Origin of the sequence: Microvirga sp. 2TAF3 (assembly GCF_052114965.1) — a bacterium.
In the GTDB taxonomy this organism is placed as follows: Bacteria; Pseudomonadota; Alphaproteobacteria; order Rhizobiales; family Beijerinckiaceae; genus Microvirga.
The window spans coordinates 127,919-147,343 of record NZ_JBFRFT010000005.1; the positions used below are offsets into that span (position 1 = coordinate 127,919).

The 19,425-nt window shown below is 61.2% G+C and carries 16 protein-coding genes, 1 tRNA gene and 1 pseudogene; 9 read left to right on the forward strand and 9 right to left on the reverse strand.

Translation table 11 applies throughout. From position 1 onward, the window contains the following. Positions 1 to 149: 149 nt before the first annotated feature. The 3 genes from AB4Y97_RS07330 to AB4Y97_RS07340 form a co-directional block, all read right to left on the reverse strand. A complete protein-coding gene (locus AB4Y97_RS07330; RefSeq protein ID WP_441998369.1) occupies positions 150 to 782 on the reverse strand; it encodes an ATP-dependent Clp protease proteolytic subunit in 633 nt (210 codons plus the stop codon). 79 nt (positions 783 to 861) lie between these two features. Next, positions 862 to 2,274 carry a trigger factor gene (gene tig, locus AB4Y97_RS07335; RefSeq protein ID WP_441998370.1) on the reverse strand — a complete coding sequence of 471 codons (1,413 nt, stop codon included), beginning with the start codon at positions 2,272 to 2,274 and terminating at the stop codon, positions 862 to 864. A gap of 113 nt (positions 2,275 to 2,387) precedes the next feature. After that, positions 2,388 to 2,472, reverse strand: a tRNA-Leu gene (locus AB4Y97_RS07340). A 1,006-nt stretch (positions 2,473 to 3,478) separates the two neighbouring features. Between AB4Y97_RS07340 and AB4Y97_RS07345 the strand changes: the two genes are divergently transcribed. Together AB4Y97_RS07345 and AB4Y97_RS07350 are read left to right on the forward strand one after the other, a co-directional pair. After that, complete coding sequence (locus AB4Y97_RS07345) at positions 3,479 to 5,428, forward strand: calcium-binding protein (protein ID WP_441998371.1); 1,950 nt, start codon at positions 3,479 to 3,481, stop codon at positions 5,426 to 5,428. 164 nt (positions 5,429 to 5,592) lie between these two features. Next, positions 5,593 to 6,969, forward strand: a complete 1,377-nt coding sequence (locus AB4Y97_RS07350) for a multicopper oxidase family protein (protein ID WP_441998372.1) — start codon at positions 5,593 to 5,595, stop codon at positions 6,967 to 6,969. Here AB4Y97_RS07350 and AB4Y97_RS07355 read toward each other — a convergent pair. Further along, the gene (locus tag AB4Y97_RS07355) at positions 6,962 to 8,413 is read right to left on the reverse strand and encodes an NAD(P)H-hydrate dehydratase (RefSeq protein WP_441998373.1); all 1,452 of its coding nucleotides are present in this window, start codon (positions 8,411 to 8,413) and stop codon (positions 6,962 to 6,964) included. The two genes, AB4Y97_RS07350 and AB4Y97_RS07355, sit on opposite strands and share 8 nt — an antisense overlap. Positions 8,414 to 8,627: 214 nt before the next feature. Here AB4Y97_RS07355 and AB4Y97_RS07360 point away from each other — a divergent pair, with 214 nt between their 5' ends. Further along, on the forward strand, positions 8,628 to 8,966 hold the full coding sequence (locus AB4Y97_RS07360; RefSeq protein ID WP_224310998.1) for a P-II family nitrogen regulator: 339 nt from the start codon (positions 8,628 to 8,630) through the stop codon (positions 8,964 to 8,966). A 67-nt stretch (positions 8,967 to 9,033) separates the two neighbouring features. Continuing rightward, positions 9,034 to 10,443: a type I glutamate--ammonia ligase gene (gene glnA, locus AB4Y97_RS07365; protein ID WP_441998374.1), complete on the forward strand. Its 1,410-nt coding sequence runs from the start codon at positions 9,034 to 9,036 to the stop codon at positions 10,441 to 10,443. A 114-nt stretch (positions 10,444 to 10,557) separates the two neighbouring features. Here the strand turns inward: glnA and AB4Y97_RS07370 are convergent, their stop codons facing one another. Further along, positions 10,558 to 11,259, reverse strand: coding sequence for a helix-turn-helix transcriptional regulator (locus AB4Y97_RS07370; RefSeq protein WP_441998375.1), 702 nt, complete (start codon positions 11,257 to 11,259; stop codon positions 10,558 to 10,560). 127 nt (positions 11,260 to 11,386) lie between these two features. Here AB4Y97_RS07370 and AB4Y97_RS07375 point away from each other — a divergent pair, with 127 nt between their 5' ends. Next, positions 11,387 to 12,007 (forward strand): LysE family translocator, encoded by a 621-nt coding sequence (locus AB4Y97_RS07375; RefSeq protein ID WP_441998376.1) that lies wholly within the window; start codon positions 11,387 to 11,389, stop codon positions 12,005 to 12,007. 230 nt (positions 12,008 to 12,237) lie between these two features. Next, positions 12,238 to 12,591, forward strand: a complete 354-nt coding sequence (locus tag AB4Y97_RS07380; protein WP_441998377.1) for a DUF1236 domain-containing protein — start codon at positions 12,238 to 12,240, stop codon at positions 12,589 to 12,591. Positions 12,592 to 12,706: 115 nt separating this feature from the next. Here the strand turns inward: AB4Y97_RS07380 and AB4Y97_RS07385 are convergent, their stop codons facing one another. After that, positions 12,707 to 13,357, reverse strand: a complete 651-nt coding sequence (locus tag AB4Y97_RS07385; RefSeq protein WP_441998378.1) for an outer membrane protein — start codon at positions 13,355 to 13,357, stop codon at positions 12,707 to 12,709. A 302-nt stretch (positions 13,358 to 13,659) separates the two neighbouring features. Continuing rightward, positions 13,660 to 14,364 carry an alpha/beta fold hydrolase gene (locus AB4Y97_RS07390; RefSeq protein ID WP_441998379.1) on the reverse strand — a complete coding sequence of 235 codons (705 nt, stop codon included), beginning with the start codon at positions 14,362 to 14,364 and terminating at the stop codon, positions 13,660 to 13,662. Between the two features lie 163 nt (positions 14,365 to 14,527). On the opposite strand from AB4Y97_RS07390, the gene AB4Y97_RS07395 reads away from it, so the two are divergent. Both AB4Y97_RS07395 and AB4Y97_RS07400 read left to right on the forward strand, forming a co-directional pair. Further along, complete coding sequence (locus tag AB4Y97_RS07395) at positions 14,528 to 16,000, forward strand: DEAD/DEAH box helicase (protein WP_441998380.1); 1,473 nt, start codon at positions 14,528 to 14,530, stop codon at positions 15,998 to 16,000. 119 nt (positions 16,001 to 16,119) lie between these two features. Further along, positions 16,120 to 16,680: pseudogene (locus AB4Y97_RS07400) on the forward strand (NADPH-dependent FMN reductase). Positions 16,681 to 16,736: 56 nt separating this feature from the next. On the opposite strand, the gene AB4Y97_RS07405 reads toward AB4Y97_RS07400, so the two are convergent. Continuing rightward, the gene (locus AB4Y97_RS07405; protein WP_441998381.1) at positions 16,737 to 17,102 is read right to left on the reverse strand and encodes a TfoX/Sxy family protein; all 366 of its coding nucleotides are present in this window, start codon (positions 17,100 to 17,102) and stop codon (positions 16,737 to 16,739) included. Between the two features lie 6 nt (positions 17,103 to 17,108). After that, positions 17,109 to 17,486, reverse strand: coding sequence for a HesB/IscA family protein (locus AB4Y97_RS07410; protein ID WP_441998382.1), 378 nt, complete (start codon positions 17,484 to 17,486; stop codon positions 17,109 to 17,111). Between the two features lie 172 nt (positions 17,487 to 17,658). Here AB4Y97_RS07410 and ybaL point away from each other — a divergent pair, with 172 nt between their 5' ends. Continuing rightward, positions 17,659 to 19,425, forward strand: coding sequence for a YbaL family putative K(+) efflux transporter (gene ybaL, locus AB4Y97_RS07415; protein ID WP_441998383.1), 1,767 nt, complete (start codon positions 17,659 to 17,661; stop codon positions 19,423 to 19,425).

A 19,425-nucleotide genomic window follows, 5' to 3' on the forward strand; every position in this document is an offset into this window, starting at 1 on the left:
GAAAGGTTCCGGCGCTTAAAAGTTCGAGCCTCAATTTTCCTTGCGTCCCGAATCCGCATGCAAACACGCGAAGCGTGCCCGATCAATAGGAACGCAGCAGTACGCTAAAAAGACGCACCGACGCGGAATTTGTCCCCAGAAATTAGGAATCAGGTCTGAGGCGCGGTCGGCTCGGGACGCTTCATCAGGACCTGGTCGATAATACCGAACTCCTGCGCGGCATCCGCCGTCATGAAGTTATCACGTTCCAGGGCCTGCTCGACGGCAGCGATGTCCCGGCCCGTGTGCTTCACGTAGATTTCATTGAGGCGACGCTTCAGGGCCTCGCTTTCGCGGGCATGGATCATGATGTCCGTCACCTGCCCCTGGTAACCGCCGGAGGGCTGGTGAACCATGATTCGGGCATTGGACAGGGCAAAACGGTGTCCGTCCGCGCCCGCGGCGAGGAGCAGGGAGCCCATCGAGGCCGCTTGGCCGACGCAGAGCGTCGAAACGGGGCAGCGGATGAACTGCATCGTATCATAAATCGACAGGCCCGAGGTCACGACGCCGCCGGGCGAGTTGATATAGAAGGAAATTTCCTTCTTGGGATTCTCGGCCTCGAGGAACAGAAGCTGTGCCACGATCAGCGAGGCCGAGTAATCTTCGACAGGTCCGGTGAGGAAGACAATCCGCTCGCGCAGAAGGCGCGAATAGATGTCGAATGCGCGCTCACCACGATTCGACTGCTCGACCACCATCGGAACGAGCGTGTTGTTAAACAACGCAACCGGATCTCTCATCGTCTCACTGCTCCAAAGTCCGGCCGCGCGGACGCGCGGCCGTTAAGATGATGCAAGCGGCGAGACGCGAAAAAGTGCGCTACTCGCCCTTGCTGGATTTCTTGGCGCCCTTCGCCTTCGTCGACTTGGCCTTGGATTCGGAGGCAGCCTCCTCGCCCTCGTCGTCGCCGAAAAGCGCTTCCTTGGAAACGGTCTCGTCAACCACCTTCACCTGAGACAGGATCTGGTCGACAACCTTTTCCTCGAAAAGCGGCGCCCGGATTTCGGCCAGAGCCTGCGGGTTCTTACGGTAGAAGTCCCAAACCTGCTTCTCTTGGCCCGGATACTGGCGGACCCGCTCGACGAGAGCCTGGGTGACCTCGTCGTCGGAGATCTTGATATCGGACTTCTCACCGATCTGTGCAAGCACCAAGCCGAGCCGCACGCGACGCTCCGCGATCCTGCGGTATTCGGCGCGAGCCTCTTCCTCGGTCGTATCCTCGTCCGCGAAGGTGCGGTTGTTGGTCTTCATGTCGCCTTCGACCTGCGACCACACGGCAGCAAATTCCTGCTCGACGAGGCTCTCGGGCAACTCGAAGCTGTACTTGGCATCCAGGGAATCGAGGAGGTCCTTCTTGACCTTGCGACGGGACTGGGCGTCGAAATCGCGCTGAATGGCGCCGCGGATGGCGTCCTTCAGCTTGTCGAGGGACTCCATGCCGAAGCCCTTGGCGAGCTCGTCATCGATCTTCAGCTCGCCCGGAGCCTCGACTTCCTTCACGGTCACGTCGAACTCGGCATCCTTGCCGGCGAGATGGGCCGCCAGATAATTGGCCGGAAAGGTGACCTTCACGAGCTTGGTATCACCGGCCTTGGTGCCGACGAGCTGGTCCTCGAAGCCCGGAATGAAGGTGTTGGAGCCCAGCTCGACCCGGATGTCCGTGCCGTTGCCGCCCTCGAATTCCGTGCCGTCGATGCGGCCGACGAAATCGACATTGACCCGGTCGCCCTCGGCGGCCTTGCCCTTCTTCGGCTCGAAGGAGAGGTTCTGCTTCGCCATCCGCTCGAGCGATTCGTTGATCTCGCTGTCGGAGACCTCGGCGACCGGCTTCTTGACCGTCACGTCGGACAAATCGGCCAGCTCGAAGGCCGGCAGGACTTCGAGAGCCACCGTGAAGGCGAGATCGCCCTTGGCGTCCATGGCCTTCTCGATCTCTTCCTGGCTTTCCGGAAACTGGACCTGCGGCTCATGGGCAAGCTTCAGGCTGTTGTCCTCGACGATCCTGCGATTCGCCTCGTTGACCGCGTTCTGGACGACATCCGCCATCACGGAACGGCCATAGACCCTGCGCAGATGCCCGACCGGCACCTTGCCCGGGCGGAAACCATTGATTTTCACCCGGTCCTTGAGGGTCGACAGCTCGTCGTTGAGACGCTGCTCCAGCTCGTTGGCAGGGAGCACGACCTTGAATTCTCGCTTCAAGCCTTGGGACAGAGTTTCCGTCACCTGCATGGTTTTATCGCCTTCGCTTACTCGAAAAAATCTTCGTCCCAGGCTCCGGCCGATGCGGCGCAGCGCCGTCAACCAGGCCACGAGAGCCGTCCGGATACCAACCCTGACGGGATTGGTGCGGGCGGAGGGACTCGAACCCCCACGACTTTCGCCGCTGGAACCTAAATCCAGTGCGTCTACCAATTCCGCCACGCCCGCGCGGGAGGCGGCGCGGTGCACGCGCCCCTCGTCCGGGACGGGGCTCTATAGCACGCTTGGCGCAGCGTGCATCAAAAAAGTTCGTCGAGGGTTGGAGAGGCTGGAGTTCTTCGACCCTACTCAAAGTTTAGGCACGTCTGAACACCCTGCTCAAGCTGGTGGGTCATCTTATGTAAATACCCATCCTCCCGCCTCGCCCAATCCATCAAGCTGGCGCAAATGTATTCGAGCAAGGCACACGCTTATATGTAGCTATAAAAATGACAAATAAATCGAATTGATATCAAAAGTGGTAGTTTACCTATGGTAATACCATCAGAAATAATTGCCTAGAACTTCTGAACTAGCGGTTTAGCTGTGACCCCTCTCTGATTACAGAGTAGGAAGTTGGCCCTTTATCGGGAATCCATCTGAAGCAAAGTCATATACGCCAGAGATTTGATCATGGCGCACCAGGCCCGGGCCATGCACTCGGTGCCATGCTGGAATGGAGAACGCTGTGGCCGATAATTCTAATCCTCTAGAGCAACACACCGATTATTATGGCGCTCTCGTAGCCGCCATACATAACTCGCCCGGGACGCCCACCCTTCAATCAGAGTCGGATCTTTTTTTCAGTGGCAATGAGATCGATTACGGCGGCTCCGTACAGGGCAATGCAGTTACGGGCGCCGGTTATAGTGAAAGTACGGTTGTAACAACCACGACAGTAACGTCAGAGGGAACGTGCGTAAGGAAAGAAACAACGCACGCTGACGGAAGCAAAGACGTTGTAACTCTTAACCCCAATGGCACAAAAGTCTATAGCGCCTATGACTCCACTGGGAAACTAAATTTTCAGTCAACCCACAATTTTGTTAAGAATTCAGACGGAACGATTACTGAAAAAGTAGTAAACTACAACGCACTCACCCAAACTACAGAAGCGTATGATAGGGGAACGATCAGAGTAAACCAATATAGCGATGATTTTGATCAACTATTTGGCCCCAAGACCCAACAAGATATGAATACATATCGCTGGAACGCTGTTCATGGCGAAGGCGGAATGATCGATTCATGGGTACGTCAGTATGAGTGGAGCGTCTATGGGACAGCACGATATCCGAATGGTCTGAATGGCGGTGTCTACGTTGATCGATTTGGCATCCCAACCATTGCGGACGATCACTGGCCCGGATGGGAGGACAACGGCGGAACCGTTAAGCGGAATTCAGTCGATGTCACAAGCTCGATGAATGCGGGGGGAATTCAGAAATCCATCCATATGATGGTTACAGATAATCTCGGCAACAAATACCTTCAGGGCAATGCTGGAATCGATATGTTCTATGCTGGCGCTGGCAACGATACCATCTACGGGTATGATGACGGTGATCAGCTCGTTGGCGGAGATGGCAATGACTTCCTTGATGGCGGGAACGGTCATGACAAGCTCTTTGGAGCCCAAGGCGACGACACCATCTATGGCGGCGCCGGAGACGACTTCATCGATGATGCTGTTATAGGTTCCGTTGCCGGCACGCATGTCTATGGCAACGACTCCTTCGACGGCGGCGACGGCAACGACAAGATCTTTGGCCGCTTCGGCAACGACACGCTCCTTGGTGGAGCTGGTAATGACGTCATTGATGCTGGCGAAGACAACGACATCGTTTATGCAGGCGAAGGCGATGATTTTGCTATGGGCTTCACCGGTAACGATGTGCTGGTTGGCGAGAATGGCAACGATACGCTTGATGGCGGGGACGGCAACGACACTCTTTGGGGCGGCGCCGGCAACGACAATCTTGTAGGTGGCCGCGGCGACGATTTCCTCGCCGGCGACAGCGACAACGATCAGCTGCGGGGTCTGGACGGCAACGACACGCTCTTCGGCGGCACTGGCCATGACACCCTCAGGGGCGGCGCGGACCATGACCGCCTCTATGGCGAGGACGGCAACGATTTCCTTGGAGGGGATGCCGGCAACGATTACCTCAACGGCGGCAACGGTGACGACATGATGAATGGCGGCACCGATCACGACACGCTGTGGGGCGGGGCGGGCAACGACACCCTCTCCGGCGACGGCGGCAACGACTTCCTCGCCGGCGATAGCGGCAACGATTATCTGAACGGCGGTACCGGCGATGACACGATGTTCGGCGGCACCGATCACGACACGCTGTGGGGCGGGGCGGGTAATGACAGCCTCTCCGGCGAGGACGGCAACGACTTCCTCGCCGGCGATAGCGGCAACGATTATCTGCACGGCGGCAATGGCGATGACCTGATGTTCGGCGGCACCGACCAGGACACGCTGTGGGGCGGCATGGGCAACGACACCCTCGCCGGCGAGGACGGCAACGACTTCGTCGCGGGCGACCAGGGCAACGACTCGCTGAACGGCGGCAACGGTGACGACACGATGTTCGGCGGCACCGATCACGACACATTGTGGGGCGGGGCCGGCAACGACACGCTCTACGGCGAGGATGGCAACGACTTCCTCGCGGGCGATGGCGGCAACGACTTCATGCAGGCCGGCAACGGCGACGACCTGATGTTCGGCGGCACCGACCAGGACAGCATGTGGGGCGGCGCGGGCAACGACACCCTCTACGGCGAGACCGGCAATGACGTGCTCTGGGGCGAAGACGGCAACGACGCGCTGAATGGCGGGGCCGGCAACGACACGCTCTATGGCGGCGCTGGCAATGACCTGTTCGCGTTCGATGCCAATGGCGGCCAGGACGTGATCAAGGACTTCGGCTACGGCGACGTCATTCGCTTGTCGGGGGTGACGGCGTCGACATCGGGTATGTTCGGGATGCCGGGCAACAACAAGCCGTACACGGTGGGCACGAACACCGTCATCGCCACCACCGACGGGCGCTACATCACCATCGAGGGCGTCACCGCCGACAAGCTCAAGGGCGGCATCGTCAACGGAAACTGGGAATGGCACCTGTAAGATCGGGGAAGCGGACAAGCCGCACTCCCCTTATCCTCTGAGAATCCCGAGCGGCTCCCGCATGAAAATGCGGGAGCCGTTTTGCCGCCGGGAACATGGTCAGGACGAGGATGTCGTCTATCTAAGGGGCTAGACCGCCTTCCCTTTCAGGACATGCCGCCCCGATGATCACTCGCCGTACCGCCAGCGCAGGCCTTACCGTCACCCTGATGGGGCTGTGTCGGCCAGGATGGGCTCAAAACGCAAAGACGTCTCCCGACGCGCTCGAACCAAAGTTCGGAAACGGGCTGCTTCTCCCCCTGACGGCCCGCCCATCTCCCAAAATGCTGCGTCCGGACGCAGCCAGGGAGGCCGATATCTGGGCCTTCAACGGCAGGCTCGGTGAGGCTCTTCAAGTCAAGCAGGGGTCGGAAGCGCGCTTTCTCTTCAAGAATGAGACCTCCCTCCCCCTGTCCCTGCACTTCCAAGGCGTTCGAGGCCTCAATGCCATGGATGGCGTTGGCGGCTTGACGCAGAAGCCCATCGCCCCTGGCGAGAGCTTCACCTATGTCTTCACCCCACCAGACGCCGGCACCTTCCTGATCCGCCCCTGCGTTCTCGGCGGCAGCGCGGAGCCGCTGGGGCGCGGCCTTTCGGCGCTCCTCGTCGTCGAAGAGCGGAACCCTCCGCCGGTCGATCTGGATCTCGCTCTTCTGATCGACGACTGGCGCCTGGACGACAATGGCAGTCTTGCGCCCTTCGAGCCCGCTACAAGGGAAAGCCCGGTCGGGCGGCTCGGCAACTGGCTCAGCGTCAATGGAAAATCCGTGCCGCAGCGGATCGAAGCGGCTCCCGGCAGCCGCCTGCGGTTGAGGCTCGCCAATGCCTGCAACGCAAGAGCCATGCGCCTGCGTTTTGACGGGCTCAGGCCTTCCGTCATTGCCGTGGACGGGCAGCCGACAGGCACATTCGAGCCTCTGAGGGCTTCCCTGCCCTTCGCTCCCGGCACCCGCTACGATATTCTGGTCGATCTCCCCGCCGATGTCGGGGCAAGGGGCACTCTCACGGCGCTGATCGGCGACGGCATCGCCCTCGTCGAACTTGTAACGGCCGGTGAACCGCGCCCGGCCCGGCCCGCCATCGCTCCGTTGCCGCTCAACGACAAGCTGCCTATCGCGATAGAACTGCAGAAAGCCACACGTAAGGACGCCATCATCAAACATGCGCCGGAATTTTCCGGCGCCCCCTGGACGATCAACGGGGCCGCAGGCGATCCCGCAAGCGCTCCTCTCGTCAAGGTCAAACGCGGTACGCCGGTCGTGCTGGCCCTGACCAACCAAACGTCTTTCGTTCAGCCGATACATCTGCACGGGCATGCCTTTCGCCTGCTTCACGCCCTCGATGACGGGTGGGAGCCGTATTTTCTCGATACGTTGCAAATCCCGGAAAATCGGACGTCTCGCATCGCCTTCATTGCCGACAATCCGGGCAAATGGCTTCTGGCCTCGACCGTGATGGAGCGGTTCGATGCGGGACTATGGACCTGGATCGAGGTCAGCTGAACAATCCCCGGAGCACGCCCGGCAGGAGGTCCGCCAGATCCTCGGAGATGAGGCCAGGGCCAAAGCTCGCTCCCGCCTCGGCATGGATCCAGACTCCGGCGCAGGCGGCCTCGAAGGCAGGGACTTTCTGCGCCATCAATCCTGCAATGATGCCGCACAAAGTGTCCCCCGAGCCCGCCGTCGCCAGATAAGGCGTGCCGTTCTCGTTGATCGCAGCCCGCCCATCCGGAGCGGCGATGACCGTATCCATTCCTTTCAGCACGACGACAGCACCCGTATAGGCCGCCGCACGTCTCGCCCGTTCGAGTTTGGAAGGCGGATCAAGGAGATCCGGGTGCCCTTTGAACAATCGGCTGAATTCGCCCTCATGGGGCGTAAGCACGGTCGGCGAGGCATGGAACACCTGGTGCAGCTCCGAGGCCAGTCCTTCGAAAGAGGTCAGCGCATCCGCATCCAGCAAAAGGTTTCGCCGCGCATGGACGGCGACGGCGACCATGGCGCGGGTGCCCGCATGCACACCCAGCGCAGGCCCCAGCACAAGGGCATTGAAGCGTTCGTCCTTCAGAATCGTGTAAAGCCCCTCCGGGCCATCGCATCCCCGCAGCATGATCGCGGTGAGGTGCGCAGCATTGACCCCGATCGCCTCCGGCGGCGATGCGACCGTGACGAGTCCGGACCCGATCCTGAGCGCAGCGCGGGCGGCGAGCCGTGCCGCGCCCGTTCGCGTAGCCCCTCCCGAGGCAACGAGGGTATGGCCGCGCTCATATTTGTGGGAGCTGGGTCCCGGTTTCGGCAGATCGCCGATCCAGAGGGCGGGAGCATTGGCGAAAGTCCTCGCCCCCGTCCCGACGATGGTTTCCTCAGCGATCCCGATATCCGCGACCTCGACGGACCCGCCATATCCCCATCCGGGCAGGAGCAGGTGCCCGGGCTTTCGCGCCGCGAAGGTGATCGTGCGAACCGCTTTCACCGCGATTCCCCTCACCTCGCCCGTGTCGCTGTCGATACCGGACGGCAGATCGACCGCCAAAGCCGGCTTGCCCGACATGTTCATCCGCTCGACCGTCAACCGGGCGGCTCCTTCGAGGTCCCGGGCAAGCCCCGTACCGAATAGGGCATCGACGATCAGATCCGCCTGCTGAAACGGAGCATCTTCGGCAACGCCCACATCGCCGCCCCACTGCGCCGCAGCCTGGGCCGCGTCGCCCTTTAATCGGTCGCGCCCTCCAAGAAGCGAGATGGAGACGCGGTAGCCACGCTTCGCGAGGATGCTTGCGGCCACGAACCCGTCCCCGCCATTGTTGCCCGGCCCAGCCGCCACGACAATGCGGGCGCCCGTGGGGACCATCCGCCCCGCCACGTCCGCGACGGCGCGCCCCGCGCGCCTCATCAACTCGATCCCAGGCATACCCGCCGCGATGGTCGCGGCATCGGCCTGCCTCATTTCTCGCGCGGTCAGAAGGGGCTCGGGACGTGTCATGACAGGGAAATGGCGCAGGTTTGGACCAGGGAGATGACCGAAGATGCAGTTGCACAAACTTTAATCACAAACTGCCTCCCGTGACAGCAAAACTGCCAACCTTGAAAAGATGCGGCCATGGAATGGCCTTCCGGCTGGTGTTAAAAGCGGCAAAACCTCGAACTGAAGCGGTCCTCCGATGAAAAAGATCGAAGCCATCATCAAGCCTTTCAAGCTCGATGAAGTCAAAGAAGCCCTTCAGGAAGTCGGCCTTCAAGGCATCACGGTCATCGAGGCCAAGGGTTTTGGACGCCAGAAGGGCCATACCGAGCTCTATCGCGGCGCCGAATACGTGGTCGATTTCCTCCCCAAGGTGAAACTCGAGATCGTGCTGGCCGACGATATGGTCGAGAACGCCATCGAGGCGATCCGCAAGGCAGCCCAGACGGGCCGGATCGGCGACGGCAAGATTTTCGTGTCGACGGTGGAAGAGGCCGTCCGCATCAGAACAGGCGAAACCGGATCCGACGCGATCTGATCTCGCTTTCCAAGCCACGGTCGGAAGCCGTGAACAGTCAATAAGGGCAGAAGAGGACTAGACGATCATGCAGACCGCCAAGGATGTGCTCAAGGCGATCAAAGACAACGACATCAAGTATGTCGATTTTCGCTTCACCGATCCGCAGGGCAAGTGGCAGCACGTGACCTTCGACGTTTCGATCGTCGACGAGGAACTGTTCGCCGACGGCGTCATGTTCGACGGCTCGTCAATCGCCGGCTGGAAGGCGATCAACGAATCCGACATGACCCTCATGCCCGATCCGGCGACCGCCAATTTCGACCCCTTCTTCTCGGCCTCGACCCTCTCCATCGTCTGCGACATCCTCGAGCCGGCGACGGGCGAGCCCTATAACCGCGACCCGCGCGGCATCGCCAAGAAGGCCGAAGCCTACCTGAAGTCGACCGGCATCGGCGACACGATCTATGTCGGTCCGGAAGCCGAGTTCTTCGTATTCGACGACGTGAAGTTCATGGCCGATCCCTATAACACCGGCTTCAAGCTCGACGCCTCCGAACTGCCGACCAACGGCGACACGGATTACGAAGGCGGCAATCTCGGCCACCGCATCCCGATGAAGGGCGGCTATTTCCCGGTCCCGCCGCTCGATTCGGCCCAGGACATGCGCAGCGAGATGCTTGCTGCCATGGCCTCCATGGGCGTGAAGGTCGAGAAGCACCACCACGAGGTCGCCTCGGCCCAGCACGAGCTCGGCGTGAAGTTCGACACGCTCGTGCACATGGGCGACCAGATGCAGATCTATAAGTACTGCATCCACAACGTCGCCCAGTCCTATGGAAAGTCCGCGACCTTCATGCCGAAGCCAGTCTATGGCGACAACGGCTCGGGCATGCACGTGCACCAGTCGATCTGGAAGGGCGGCAAGCCGGTCTTCGCAGGCAACAAATATGCCGATCTCAGCCAGGAATGCCTCTGGTACATCGGCGGCATCATCAAGCATGCCAAGGCGCTGAATGCCTTCACCAACCCGTCGACGAACTCCTACAAGCGTCTCGTCCCGGGCTATGAGGCACCGGTGCTGCTGGCCTACTCGGCCCGCAATCGCTCGGCCTCCTGCCGTATTCCGTGGACGACCTCGCCGAAGGCGAAGCGCGTCGAGATCCGCTTCCCCGATCCGACCGCGAACCCCTACCTCGCCTTCGCCGCGCTGCTGATGGCGGGCCTCGACGGTATCGTGAACAAGATCGATCCCGGACAGGCCATGGACAAGGACCTCTATGACCTGCCGCCGCGCGAACTGAAGAAGATCCCGACCGTTTGCGGCTCGCTGCGCGAAGCGCTCGCGAGCCTCGACAAGGACCGCGCCTTCCTCAAGGCCGGCGGCGTCTTCAGCGACGACTTCATCGACAGCTTCATCGAGCTGAAGATGGCCGAGGTCGCCCGTTTCGAGATGACCCCGCATCCGGTCGAGTTCCAGATGTACTATTCCTGCTGAGCAGGCAGAGGAGCTTTCCTCCCGGCTGCGGATATGCAGCCTTCTTCCGCCGGGGCCTTCGGGCTCCGGCTTTTTCTATTTGAACGCCCTCGATGAGCATCGCCTCGAATCGAATCATGCGGATGGCTCGCTCTGGTTAGACTTCCATCCCGCAACCCAACGGCTTCTGAGCACGTCACCCTCGCCTTTGAAAAAGGCGTCCGTCAGGCTGCCGGAATCCACCCGGTCCGCGCGGAAATTACGCAGGGCCTCACGCAGCTCGCACCAGGCGACGATATTCGCTGTCTCCGAATAATAGATGAGTGCAATCGGGCGGATCGTCCGTTGCGTCGTGCGACCCTGCTCATCCCGATAATAGATTTCGATTTTCCGTTCGTCGCGAATGGCAGCCCTGACCATCGCGAGATCGATCCGATCCGGAGGCGGCGCAACCGTGCCCCAGGCGTAAAGGGCCTTGGTGCCGAATACCTGCCGCAAGGGCGGCGGCATCGCCGCGGCGATCTTCTGGTTGACATGCTTCGCGGCCTCCTTGAGGGCGACATCGCCCGTTCGCTCCAGAAGGGCGAGGGCGAGGACAATGGCCTCTGTCTCCTCGATGGAGAACATGAGCGGGGGTAGATCGAATCCGGACCGCAGCCGGTAGCCGATACCTCGCCCACCCTGAATCGGAACCCGCATGGCCTGGAGAGCGGCGATGTCGCGATAGATCGAGCGAGCCGTGACGTTCAGACTCTGGGCCATTCGCGCGGCAGTCACGGGAGCATCCGCGATTCGGAGAATCTGGATGATCTCGAAAAGACGCGAGGCCTTGCGCATATCCGGAACCTCTTGTGTCGCAACTGACACAACGCTGTCAGTTAGCAATACTTCCCTACCCGCTTATCCAATTGAACAGGAACGGTTTATATCCGATTCCTGGCGCTGATCCTAATGGGCAACTGACATGACCTATACCGAAAATCTTTGGCTCTTCGCGATTCTTCTCTTCGGCATCATCATCGTTCCGGGGATGGACATGCTGTTCGTCATCGCCAATTCGCTGACCGGCGGTCGGAGGGCGGGACTGGCCGCGACGGGCGGTATCATGATCGGAGGCGCGGCCCACACGGCGTTCGGCGCCATCGGCGTCGGCCTCCTGTCGAGGCTCGCCCCTTCCGTCTTCACAGTGCTGCTTTTTACCGGCGCTGCCTACATGGCGTGGATCGGGATCACGCTCCTGCGCAGTTCCATTACCGTGGATGCAGTCGGCGCGGCGAAGACTCGCTCGCTCTGGGTCGCCTTTCGGCAGGGAACCGTGACCTGCCTTCTCAATCCCAAGGCCTATCTCTTCGTGCTCGCCGTCTATCCGCAATTCATGCTGCCGCAATATGGCGCGATCTGGATGCAGGCCCTGACGATGGGCGCGCTGACGATACTGATGCAATTCGGCATCTATGGCGGCCTTGCCCTCGCCGCGGGCCGGAGCCGGGAATTCCTAATGTCCAAGCCGCGCGCCACCGTGCTCATCGGGCGCGGTGCCGGGCTTGTCTTCATCATCGTCGCCGCACTGACCGTCATCCGGTGAAATCGCGGGAAAGCTTGTGATGGGAGCGCTGCGATGGCCCCGGCGGATACAGCTGTCGATGAAGCTCGCAGTCCTGGCTTTTTACGTCGGGAATTTATGTCGAGATATCAGGATCTAGATCCTCAGATTCTGACAAATGTCACAGCAAAGCTGGAACGGTCTACGGATTGTCCCGTTAGTCGATCTGACGTGTTTGGGTTGGTATTCCCGATAATGAGAGGAACTCGACAATGAAATCTGTGATGATTGCCGCTGCGGCCACGGTTGGATTACTTGCTGTCGTTCCCGCGAGCGCTCAAACCTCGGTGACGACGACGGTATCCCCGTCCACGACGGGGTCGATCACGATCGCACCTGAAAAGCGCACCATCATTCATCAGCAGCTGAGCACGGCCAAGCCGGTCACTGTGAAAGAGAAAGTGACTGTGGGCTGGACGGTGCCGGAGACCGTCACTCTTCAACCCGTCCCGGACACCATCGTGACAGAGGTTCCGACTGTGAAGGGGTATCAGTATTTCCGGTATAATGACGAGGTCGTCCTGGTCGACCCGAAAACCCGAAAAGTCGTGACGATTGTCGAATAGGGCGAACGTTTCACAAACCTTGCCCTAGCTTGAAAGGGCTTTATTCGTATGGCCGTTTCAAGCGAAAAGGCCCGGTGGAACCACCGGGCCTTCTCTGTCGCGTATGCGGCCGATCTTAGTAGGTCGAGAACTTGTAGTTCAGGCCGGCTCGAACCACGCCGAACTCATTGTTCTTGTTGCCGGCGACGCCAACCGGCAGACCGACCACAAAGTGGTCGTTGCCGCGATTGAGATTGACGTACAGACCTTCGACCTTAGCGGTTAGGTTGTCCGTGAAGGCGTATTCGACGCCACCGCCAACGGTCCAGCCAGTGTTCGCATCGCCGTAAGCGAAGCCGCCGGTGGCATAGACGAGCGCGCGGTCGAAAGCGACGCCAGCGCGCGCGCGAACCGTGCCGAACCAGTCGTCCGAGCTGTTGTTGAAGCCGAGGCCGTTGTTGTTGTTGCGGCCAAGATCGGCGTACTGGATGTCGGCTTCAGCGCCGACAACGAACATGCCCATCTGGTAGTTGTAGCCCAACTGAGCGCCGCCGACGAAGCCGCCGTCATTGCCATTGCCAACGAGGCCGACACCCGGGACGAACACGGTATCGTTATTCGTGCTCCAGCCATAGCCGGCGTTCACACCAGCGTAGAAACCCGTCCAGGTGAAGACCGGAACAGCGGCGACGACCGGGGCGGGATGGCGGCGCGAGGGAAGATCGGCAGCCATGGCGCTAGCGGTGAAGCCGAGGATGGCAACGGAGGAGAGGAGAATTTTTTTCATGGAATTGATCCGTTAGTCGAGGAACACGGCCACGCTATTACCTTGCATCGACCGGAACGTCTGTCACATTATTGCAACAACAAGGCCATGGCGCCTCTCCTGGTGTCAATCGCGACACCAGCAACGTCTTATGAGCCGCCCGATGGATCAAAAGCTCGGCCTGCGCGATCACCGTCGCGTGGAGATAACAATGCAATTCCAAAGAATTAGCTGAATTTTGAGAGGCCGTTCGGGATACGTTGCACGCAGTAACGATCGGTTGAGCATATCCAGCCATCGATTGTGGAAGACAATGGCAGACTTCATCGCCCCGAATGCTCCAGCCACATTCGGAGCGCCTGCGTGACCTTCTCCGGCTGCTCCAGACTCGAAAGATGCCCCGATCCGGGCACGACGGTCAGGGAAGCCCATTCGATCATCTCGGCCATCTCCCGCGCCACGTCGGGCGGAGTGATGGCATCGGCCTCCCCCACAAGAATAAGCGTCGGGATCTCGATGCTCGGCAGCATGGAGCGGGAATCCGGACGCCCCATGATCGCGCGCTGCTGGCGGATATAGGCCCCGGCCCCGATCTCCTGCATCATGCCGGTGACGATCTCCTTCAATTCTTCGTCCGCCTGCCGCTCGGGAGCGACGAGACGGGGCCATAGCCGCGCAATGATATCCTTGAAGTGCCCCGTCTCGGCCAGCGCGATCATGCGCTTGCGATCCTCCCGCGCCTCATCGCTGTCCGGGCGGGCGGAGGTATCGAGAAGGGCAAGTCTCTCGACGCGTTCCGGCGCCTGACGCATGACTTCCATGGCGACATAGCCGCCCATGGAGAGCCCGGCGAGGGCAAAGCGCTCCGGAGCATCGGCCAGAAGACGGGCGGCGATCCCTTGTATCGAATCATCTCGCGTATGGTCCGCGACCATGACGGCCCGGGCTGACGACAGGCCCGCGATTTGCGCTTCAAAGAGCCGGGATGTATTGGCTAACCCTGGAATCAATACGAGTGTCTCGGCCATTGCGCCTTTTCCTTGGATTGACAAGCCCATAGCTTGTCCTATGGTCCCGCCTCACCATTACTTGAGCAAAACATCTCAGGTGAAACCAGTCTTGCGCCCGTTTGTTGCCGTATAGAGCGGCCGGCACTGAAAGCGCGTTCAGCTCTCAACGGTTATTCAACTCATGTCGTTCGCCGAACTCGGACTTAGCGAGAAAGTTCAACAGGCTGTTGCCGCTTCCGGCTACACGGAGCCGACGCCGATCCAGGCGCAGGCCATTCCACACGTGCTCGCGCGACGCGATGTGCTCGGCATTGCCCAGACCGGCACGGGCAAGACCGCCGCTTTCACGCTGCCCATGCTGACGATGCTGGAAACCGGCCGGGCCCGGGCGCGGATGCCACGTACCCTGATTCTCGAACCGACCCGGGAACTCGCCGCGCAGGTCGAAGAGAATTTCGACAAGTATGGCATCAATCACAAGCTGTCGGTCGCCCTTCTCATCGGCGGCGTCTCGTTCGGCGACCAGGACGCCAAGATCACCCGCGGCGTCGATGTCCTGATCGCGACTCCAGGCCGCCTGCTCGACCATTTCGAGCGAGGCAAGCTTCTCCTGACCGGCGTCGAACTGCTCGTCATCGACGAGGCCGACCGGATGCTCGACATGGGATTCATTCCCGATATCGAGCGGATCGTGAAGCTGGTGCCCTTCACCCGGCAGACCCTGTTCTTCTCCGCCACCATGCCGCCGGAAATCCAGCGGCTGGCGGATGCCTTCCTCCATAATCCGGTCAAGGTCGAGGTCGCCCGCGCGGCTTCCACAGCGGCTACGATCACCCAGCGCCTTATCGCGACGGGCCGGGAGGATTATGAGAAGCGCGAGACCCTGCGCGATCTCATCCGTGGCGCGACGGATCTGAAGAACGCAATCGTGTTCTGTAATCGCAAGCGCGACGTCGCCGTTCTCCACCGCTCCCTGCAGAAGCACGGCTTCAATGTCGCCGCCCTCCACGGCGACATGGATCAGCACGCCCGCATGGCCGCGCTCGACAGCTTCCGCAGCGGCGAGGTCCCCCTCCTGGTTGCCAGCGACGTGGCGGCCCGCGGCCTCGACATTCCGGCTGTGAGCCACGTCTTCAACTACGACATTCCCCATCACGCGGAAGATTACGTGCACCGCATCGGCCGTACGGGCCGCGCCGGGCGCGCTGGCGCCGCCTTCACGCTGGTCGGCCCCGGCGACGAGAAGTCCCTGGCCGCCATCGAGAAGCTCATCAGCCAGCCGATCGAGTGGGAAGGCCAGACATTGGCCGAACGACCCGCCTCCCCGGCCAGCAGCTCTTCCCGACGCCGGGTCCGCGGCGGTTCGGAGCGTTCACGGGGCCGCAAGGGCAGCCACCCTCAGAGCGAGGCCTCCGGCGAGCAGCCCGAAGCTCCGCGTGAGGAAAGAGCGCCTCGTGAGGAAAGAGCACCTCGTGAGGAGAGAGCCCCGCGCCGGGAGCAAAAGCCCCGCGACAATCAGCCCGCCAGGGAGCAGCGCGGCCGATCCCGCCATGAATCCCGGCATGACCAGGATTCCGAGGCGCCCGTGGTTGGCCTTGGCGATCACGTCCCGGCCTTCCTGCTGCGGCCTGTTCCGGTCAAGAAACCTAAATAGGATAGCTTGCCATCGCCTGACATGGCCACAGAATCCCTGAAGGTCCGGCATTCCGGCGTGGGATAAGTTTCATAGCCGAGTGCTGCGGGATCGTTGAACGCCGCAGGACGGGATGAGTCATGGCCACACGCACGGTTGCCGTTTTCGTCGGAAGCCTTCGCAAGGAATCCTTCACACGCAAGGTTGCGAAGGCGCTTGCGGAGCTGGCTCCCGAAGGCCTGAAGCTCACATTCGTGGAAATCGGCCACGTGCCTTTCTACAATTAGGATGACGAAGCCCAGCCTCCCGAGGCGTGGGTTTCGCTCCGCCGGCAGATCGCGTCCGCCGATGCGGTTCTCTTCGTCACGCCGGAATACAATCGCTCGGTTCCCGCCGCCCTCAAGAATGCCATCGATGTCGGTTCGCGGCCCTATGGCCAGAGCGCCTGGGACGGCAAGCCGGGCGCCATCGTCAGCGTCTCGCCCGGCGCGGTAGGCGGGTTCGGCGCCAATCACCATCTGCGCCAGTCGCTCGTTTTTCTCAACGTCCCGGCCATGCAGCAGCCGGAGGCCTATATCGGCCACGTCACGTCGCTCCTCGACGAGAGCGGCAAGCTGGTCAACGAGGGCACGCGCGAGTTTTTGACGAACTTCCTGAAAGCCTTCGCGACCTGGATCGAGACAATCGCGCCGAGAAAGTAGGCGACGTCACCGGCATCATTCCGGGGCCGCGCAGCGGCGTCCCGGAATGACAGGGGTTACGTGCTTTTCTTCGACGCCTTCGCGCGTGCCTTGGCGGGCTTTGCAGCCTGTGCCCGCCGCGCGGCTTGAACGGCAAGCGAAGCGAAGCGGGCTGCCTCGTCCTCATCGTCCAGGCACGCATCCGGCATGAGCCAATAGCTCATCTCCATCGCCCTGCCGTTGTGGGCCGTGTAGGTGAAGGGTCTGGAATTGATGCTGCGGAAGGTCTCGACGGTTTCGGCATCCGCCTTCAGATACAACTCACCGCCCGCTTCCAGAGCGAACATCAAGTCTCCCTGATAAATACCCTGCCCTCCGAACATTTTCCGGATACGCAGGAGATCGACGCTCCGAAAGACATCCCGAATCGTATCCGCGTCCATTCACTATCAAGCCGATTGGAATGCGTCGGGCGTTGCGGGCGTGATCGCCACCGATTCGCCGCAGCCGCAGGCCGAGATCTGGTTCGGATTGTTGAAGACGAACTGCGAGGACATCCTGGTGGCCTGGAAGTCCATCTCCGTGCCGAGCAGGAACAGCACGGCCTTGGGATCGATCAGAACCCTGACCCCCTTGTCCTCGACCACCTCGTCGAGGGGGGAGACGCTTTCCGCATATTCCATCGTGTAGGACATGCCGGCACAACCGCCGTTCTTGACACCGACGCGCACGCCCACAATGGGCCGGTCAGCCTTGGCGATGATATCTTTGACGCGGCTTGCCGCCGCGTCGGTCAAGGTCACGACCTTGAATCCGGGTAGAGCCATGAAATTCTCTCCTGACGGCCGGGTTCAAGGCCCGGGCAGAACGAGTGCGTTCCCCTCAAGATAGGAGATGAACGGCCCCACGTCGAGATTTATCGGGCCGATCAGTACTGTTCAGGTTGACGCTGAGGGCATAAATCCAATCTAAAGACCCCCCAAATGCAAAGGAGAGCAGATGCCGCATCACACGCCGCTGATTTCAACCATCGTTGTCGGCCTCGTCCTGGCATTCACTCTCGGCGCACTTGCGCATCGTCTCCGCATTTCTCCCCTGGTCGGTTATCTGCTCGCCGGCGTGCTCGTCGGCCCCTTCACGCCCGGCTATGTGGCGGATCAGGGGCTGGCCAACCAGCTCGCGGAAATCGGCGTCATCCTCCTCATGTTCGGCGTCGGCCTGCATTTTTCCATCAAGGACCTGCTGTCCGTCAGGGCCATCGCCATTCCGGGCGCCGTCGTCCAGATCGCCAGCGCCACGCTTCTAGGCCTGGGGCTGGCATGGATGATGGGATGGACCCTCGGGGCCGGAATCGTCTTCGGACTGGCGCTTTCGGTGGCCAGTACGGTGGTTCTGCTGCGCGCCCTGCAGGAGCGCCGTCTCGTTGAAACCGAGCGTGGCCATATCGCCGTAGGCTGGCTCATCGTCGAGGACCTGGCCATGGTCCTCACCCTGGTCCTCCTGCCCGCCATCGCCAAGGCCCTGACGGACACCTCGGCCGATCCTTCGACCATCTGGCTCTCCCTGGCCGCGACCCTGGGCAAGGTGAGCGCCTTCGTCGCGATCATGCTGATCGGCGGCCGGCGCCTGATCCCATGGATCCTGCATTTCGTCGCCCATACCGGCTCCCGCGAACTCTTCCGTCTCTCGGTTCTCGCCATCTCCCTCGGCGTCGCCTATGGCGCCGCGGTGCTGTTCGGCGTCTCCTTCGCCCTGGGTGCATTCTTCGCAGGTATGGTTTTGAGCGAGTCGGAACTCAGCCACAGGGCCGCCTCCGAAACTCTGCCGCTTCGGGACGCCTTCGCGGTTCTGTTCTTCATTTCGGTCGGCATGCTGTTCGACCCGACGATTCTCATCCGCGATTTCGGCCCCGTCCTGGCGACATTCCTGATCATCGTCGTCGGCAAGTCGCTGGCGGCGCTGGCCATTGTCCTTCTCTTCGGCCACCCCAAATCCACGGCCCTGACGATCGCAGCGAGCCTTGCCCAGATCGGCGAATTCTCGTTCATTCTTGCGGGGCTCGGCGTCGATCTTCAGATCCTGCCGGAACGCGGGCGCGATCTCATTCTCGCGGGCGCGATTCTCTCGATCCTCGTCAATCCCTTCCTGTTCACTCTGCTCGACAAGTGGACCGCACGGGCGGAGGCTCGCAAGGGCGCGTCCGCCCCGGCCTCTTCCGAACCAGCGGAGCCCCCGACACGGGAGCCGATCCCGAAGACATCCCTCGCGGATCACGTGGTGCTCGTCGGCCATGGACGCGTCGGCAAGTTCATCAGCGCCAAGCTCCTGGCGTCTTCGACGCCTTTCCTCGTCATCGAGAACAACGAAGACAAGGTCGCGCAACTGCTACAGGAAGGAATCCCCGCCATCGTCGGGAACGCCGCTGATCCGGAAGTGGCGGCAGCGGCGAATATCGCCGCCGCGCGATGCCTGCTGATCGCGATTCCCAATTCCTTTGAGAGCGGCCAGGTGGTCGAGCAGGCCCGCACGATCGATCCCGTCCTGCCGATTATCGCGCGGGCCCATTCCGATGCGGAGGGGGACCATCTCACCAAATATGGCGCATCGAGCATCGTCCTGGGCGAGCGGGAGATCGCGCGGGCAATGGTATCCGGCATCCCGGCGGCAAGCCCATCCGAGCCGGAACAGACGGAGGCAGAGGAAACTGAGCGGCAAACGGTTTCCGGCGAAGCCCTCACGCCCAGCGTGAGCCAAGCGGCCTCCTGA

Coding starts and splice junctions, on each gene's coding strand:
- AB4Y97_RS07355 (WP_441998373.1), bottom strand. CDS start 8,413: ATGAGGCAGGCCGATGCCGCGACCATCGCGGCGGGTATGCCTGGGATC.
- ybaL (WP_441998383.1), top strand. CDS start 17,659: ATGCCGCATCACACGCCGCTGATTTCAACCATCGTTGTCGGCCTCGTC.
- AB4Y97_RS07405 (WP_441998381.1), bottom strand. CDS start 17,102: ATGGACGCGGATACGATTCGGGATGTCTTTCGGAGCGTCGATCTCCTG.
- AB4Y97_RS07410 (WP_441998382.1), bottom strand. CDS start 17,486: ATGGCTCTACCCGGATTCAAGGTCGTGACCTTGACCGACGCGGCGGCA.
- AB4Y97_RS07375 (WP_441998376.1), top strand. CDS start 11,387: ATGACCTATACCGAAAATCTTTGGCTCTTCGCGATTCTTCTCTTCGGC.
- AB4Y97_RS07370 (WP_441998375.1), bottom strand. CDS start 11,259: ATGCGCAAGGCCTCGCGTCTTTTCGAGATCATCCAGATTCTCCGAATC.
- AB4Y97_RS07330 (WP_441998369.1), bottom strand. CDS start 782: ATGAGAGATCCGGTTGCGTTGTTTAACAACACGCTCGTTCCGATGGTG.
- AB4Y97_RS07385 (WP_441998378.1), bottom strand. CDS start 13,357: ATGAAAAAAATTCTCCTCTCCTCCGTTGCCATCCTCGGCTTCACCGCT.
- glnA (WP_441998374.1), top strand. CDS start 9,034: ATGCAGACCGCCAAGGATGTGCTCAAGGCGATCAAAGACAACGACATC.
- AB4Y97_RS07350 (WP_441998372.1), top strand. CDS start 5,593: ATGATCACTCGCCGTACCGCCAGCGCAGGCCTTACCGTCACCCTGATG.
- AB4Y97_RS07360 (WP_224310998.1), top strand. CDS start 8,628: ATGAAAAAGATCGAAGCCATCATCAAGCCTTTCAAGCTCGATGAAGTC.
- AB4Y97_RS07345 (WP_441998371.1), top strand. CDS start 3,479: ATGAATACATATCGCTGGAACGCTGTTCATGGCGAAGGCGGAATGATC.
- AB4Y97_RS07395 (WP_441998380.1), top strand. CDS start 14,528: ATGTCGTTCGCCGAACTCGGACTTAGCGAGAAAGTTCAACAGGCTGTT.
- AB4Y97_RS07380 (WP_441998377.1), top strand. CDS start 12,238: ATGAAATCTGTGATGATTGCCGCTGCGGCCACGGTTGGATTACTTGCT.
- AB4Y97_RS07390 (WP_441998379.1), bottom strand. CDS start 14,364: ATGGCCGAGACACTCGTATTGATTCCAGGGTTAGCCAATACATCCCGG.
- tig (WP_441998370.1), bottom strand. CDS start 2,274: ATGCAGGTGACGGAAACTCTGTCCCAAGGCTTGAAGCGAGAATTCAAG.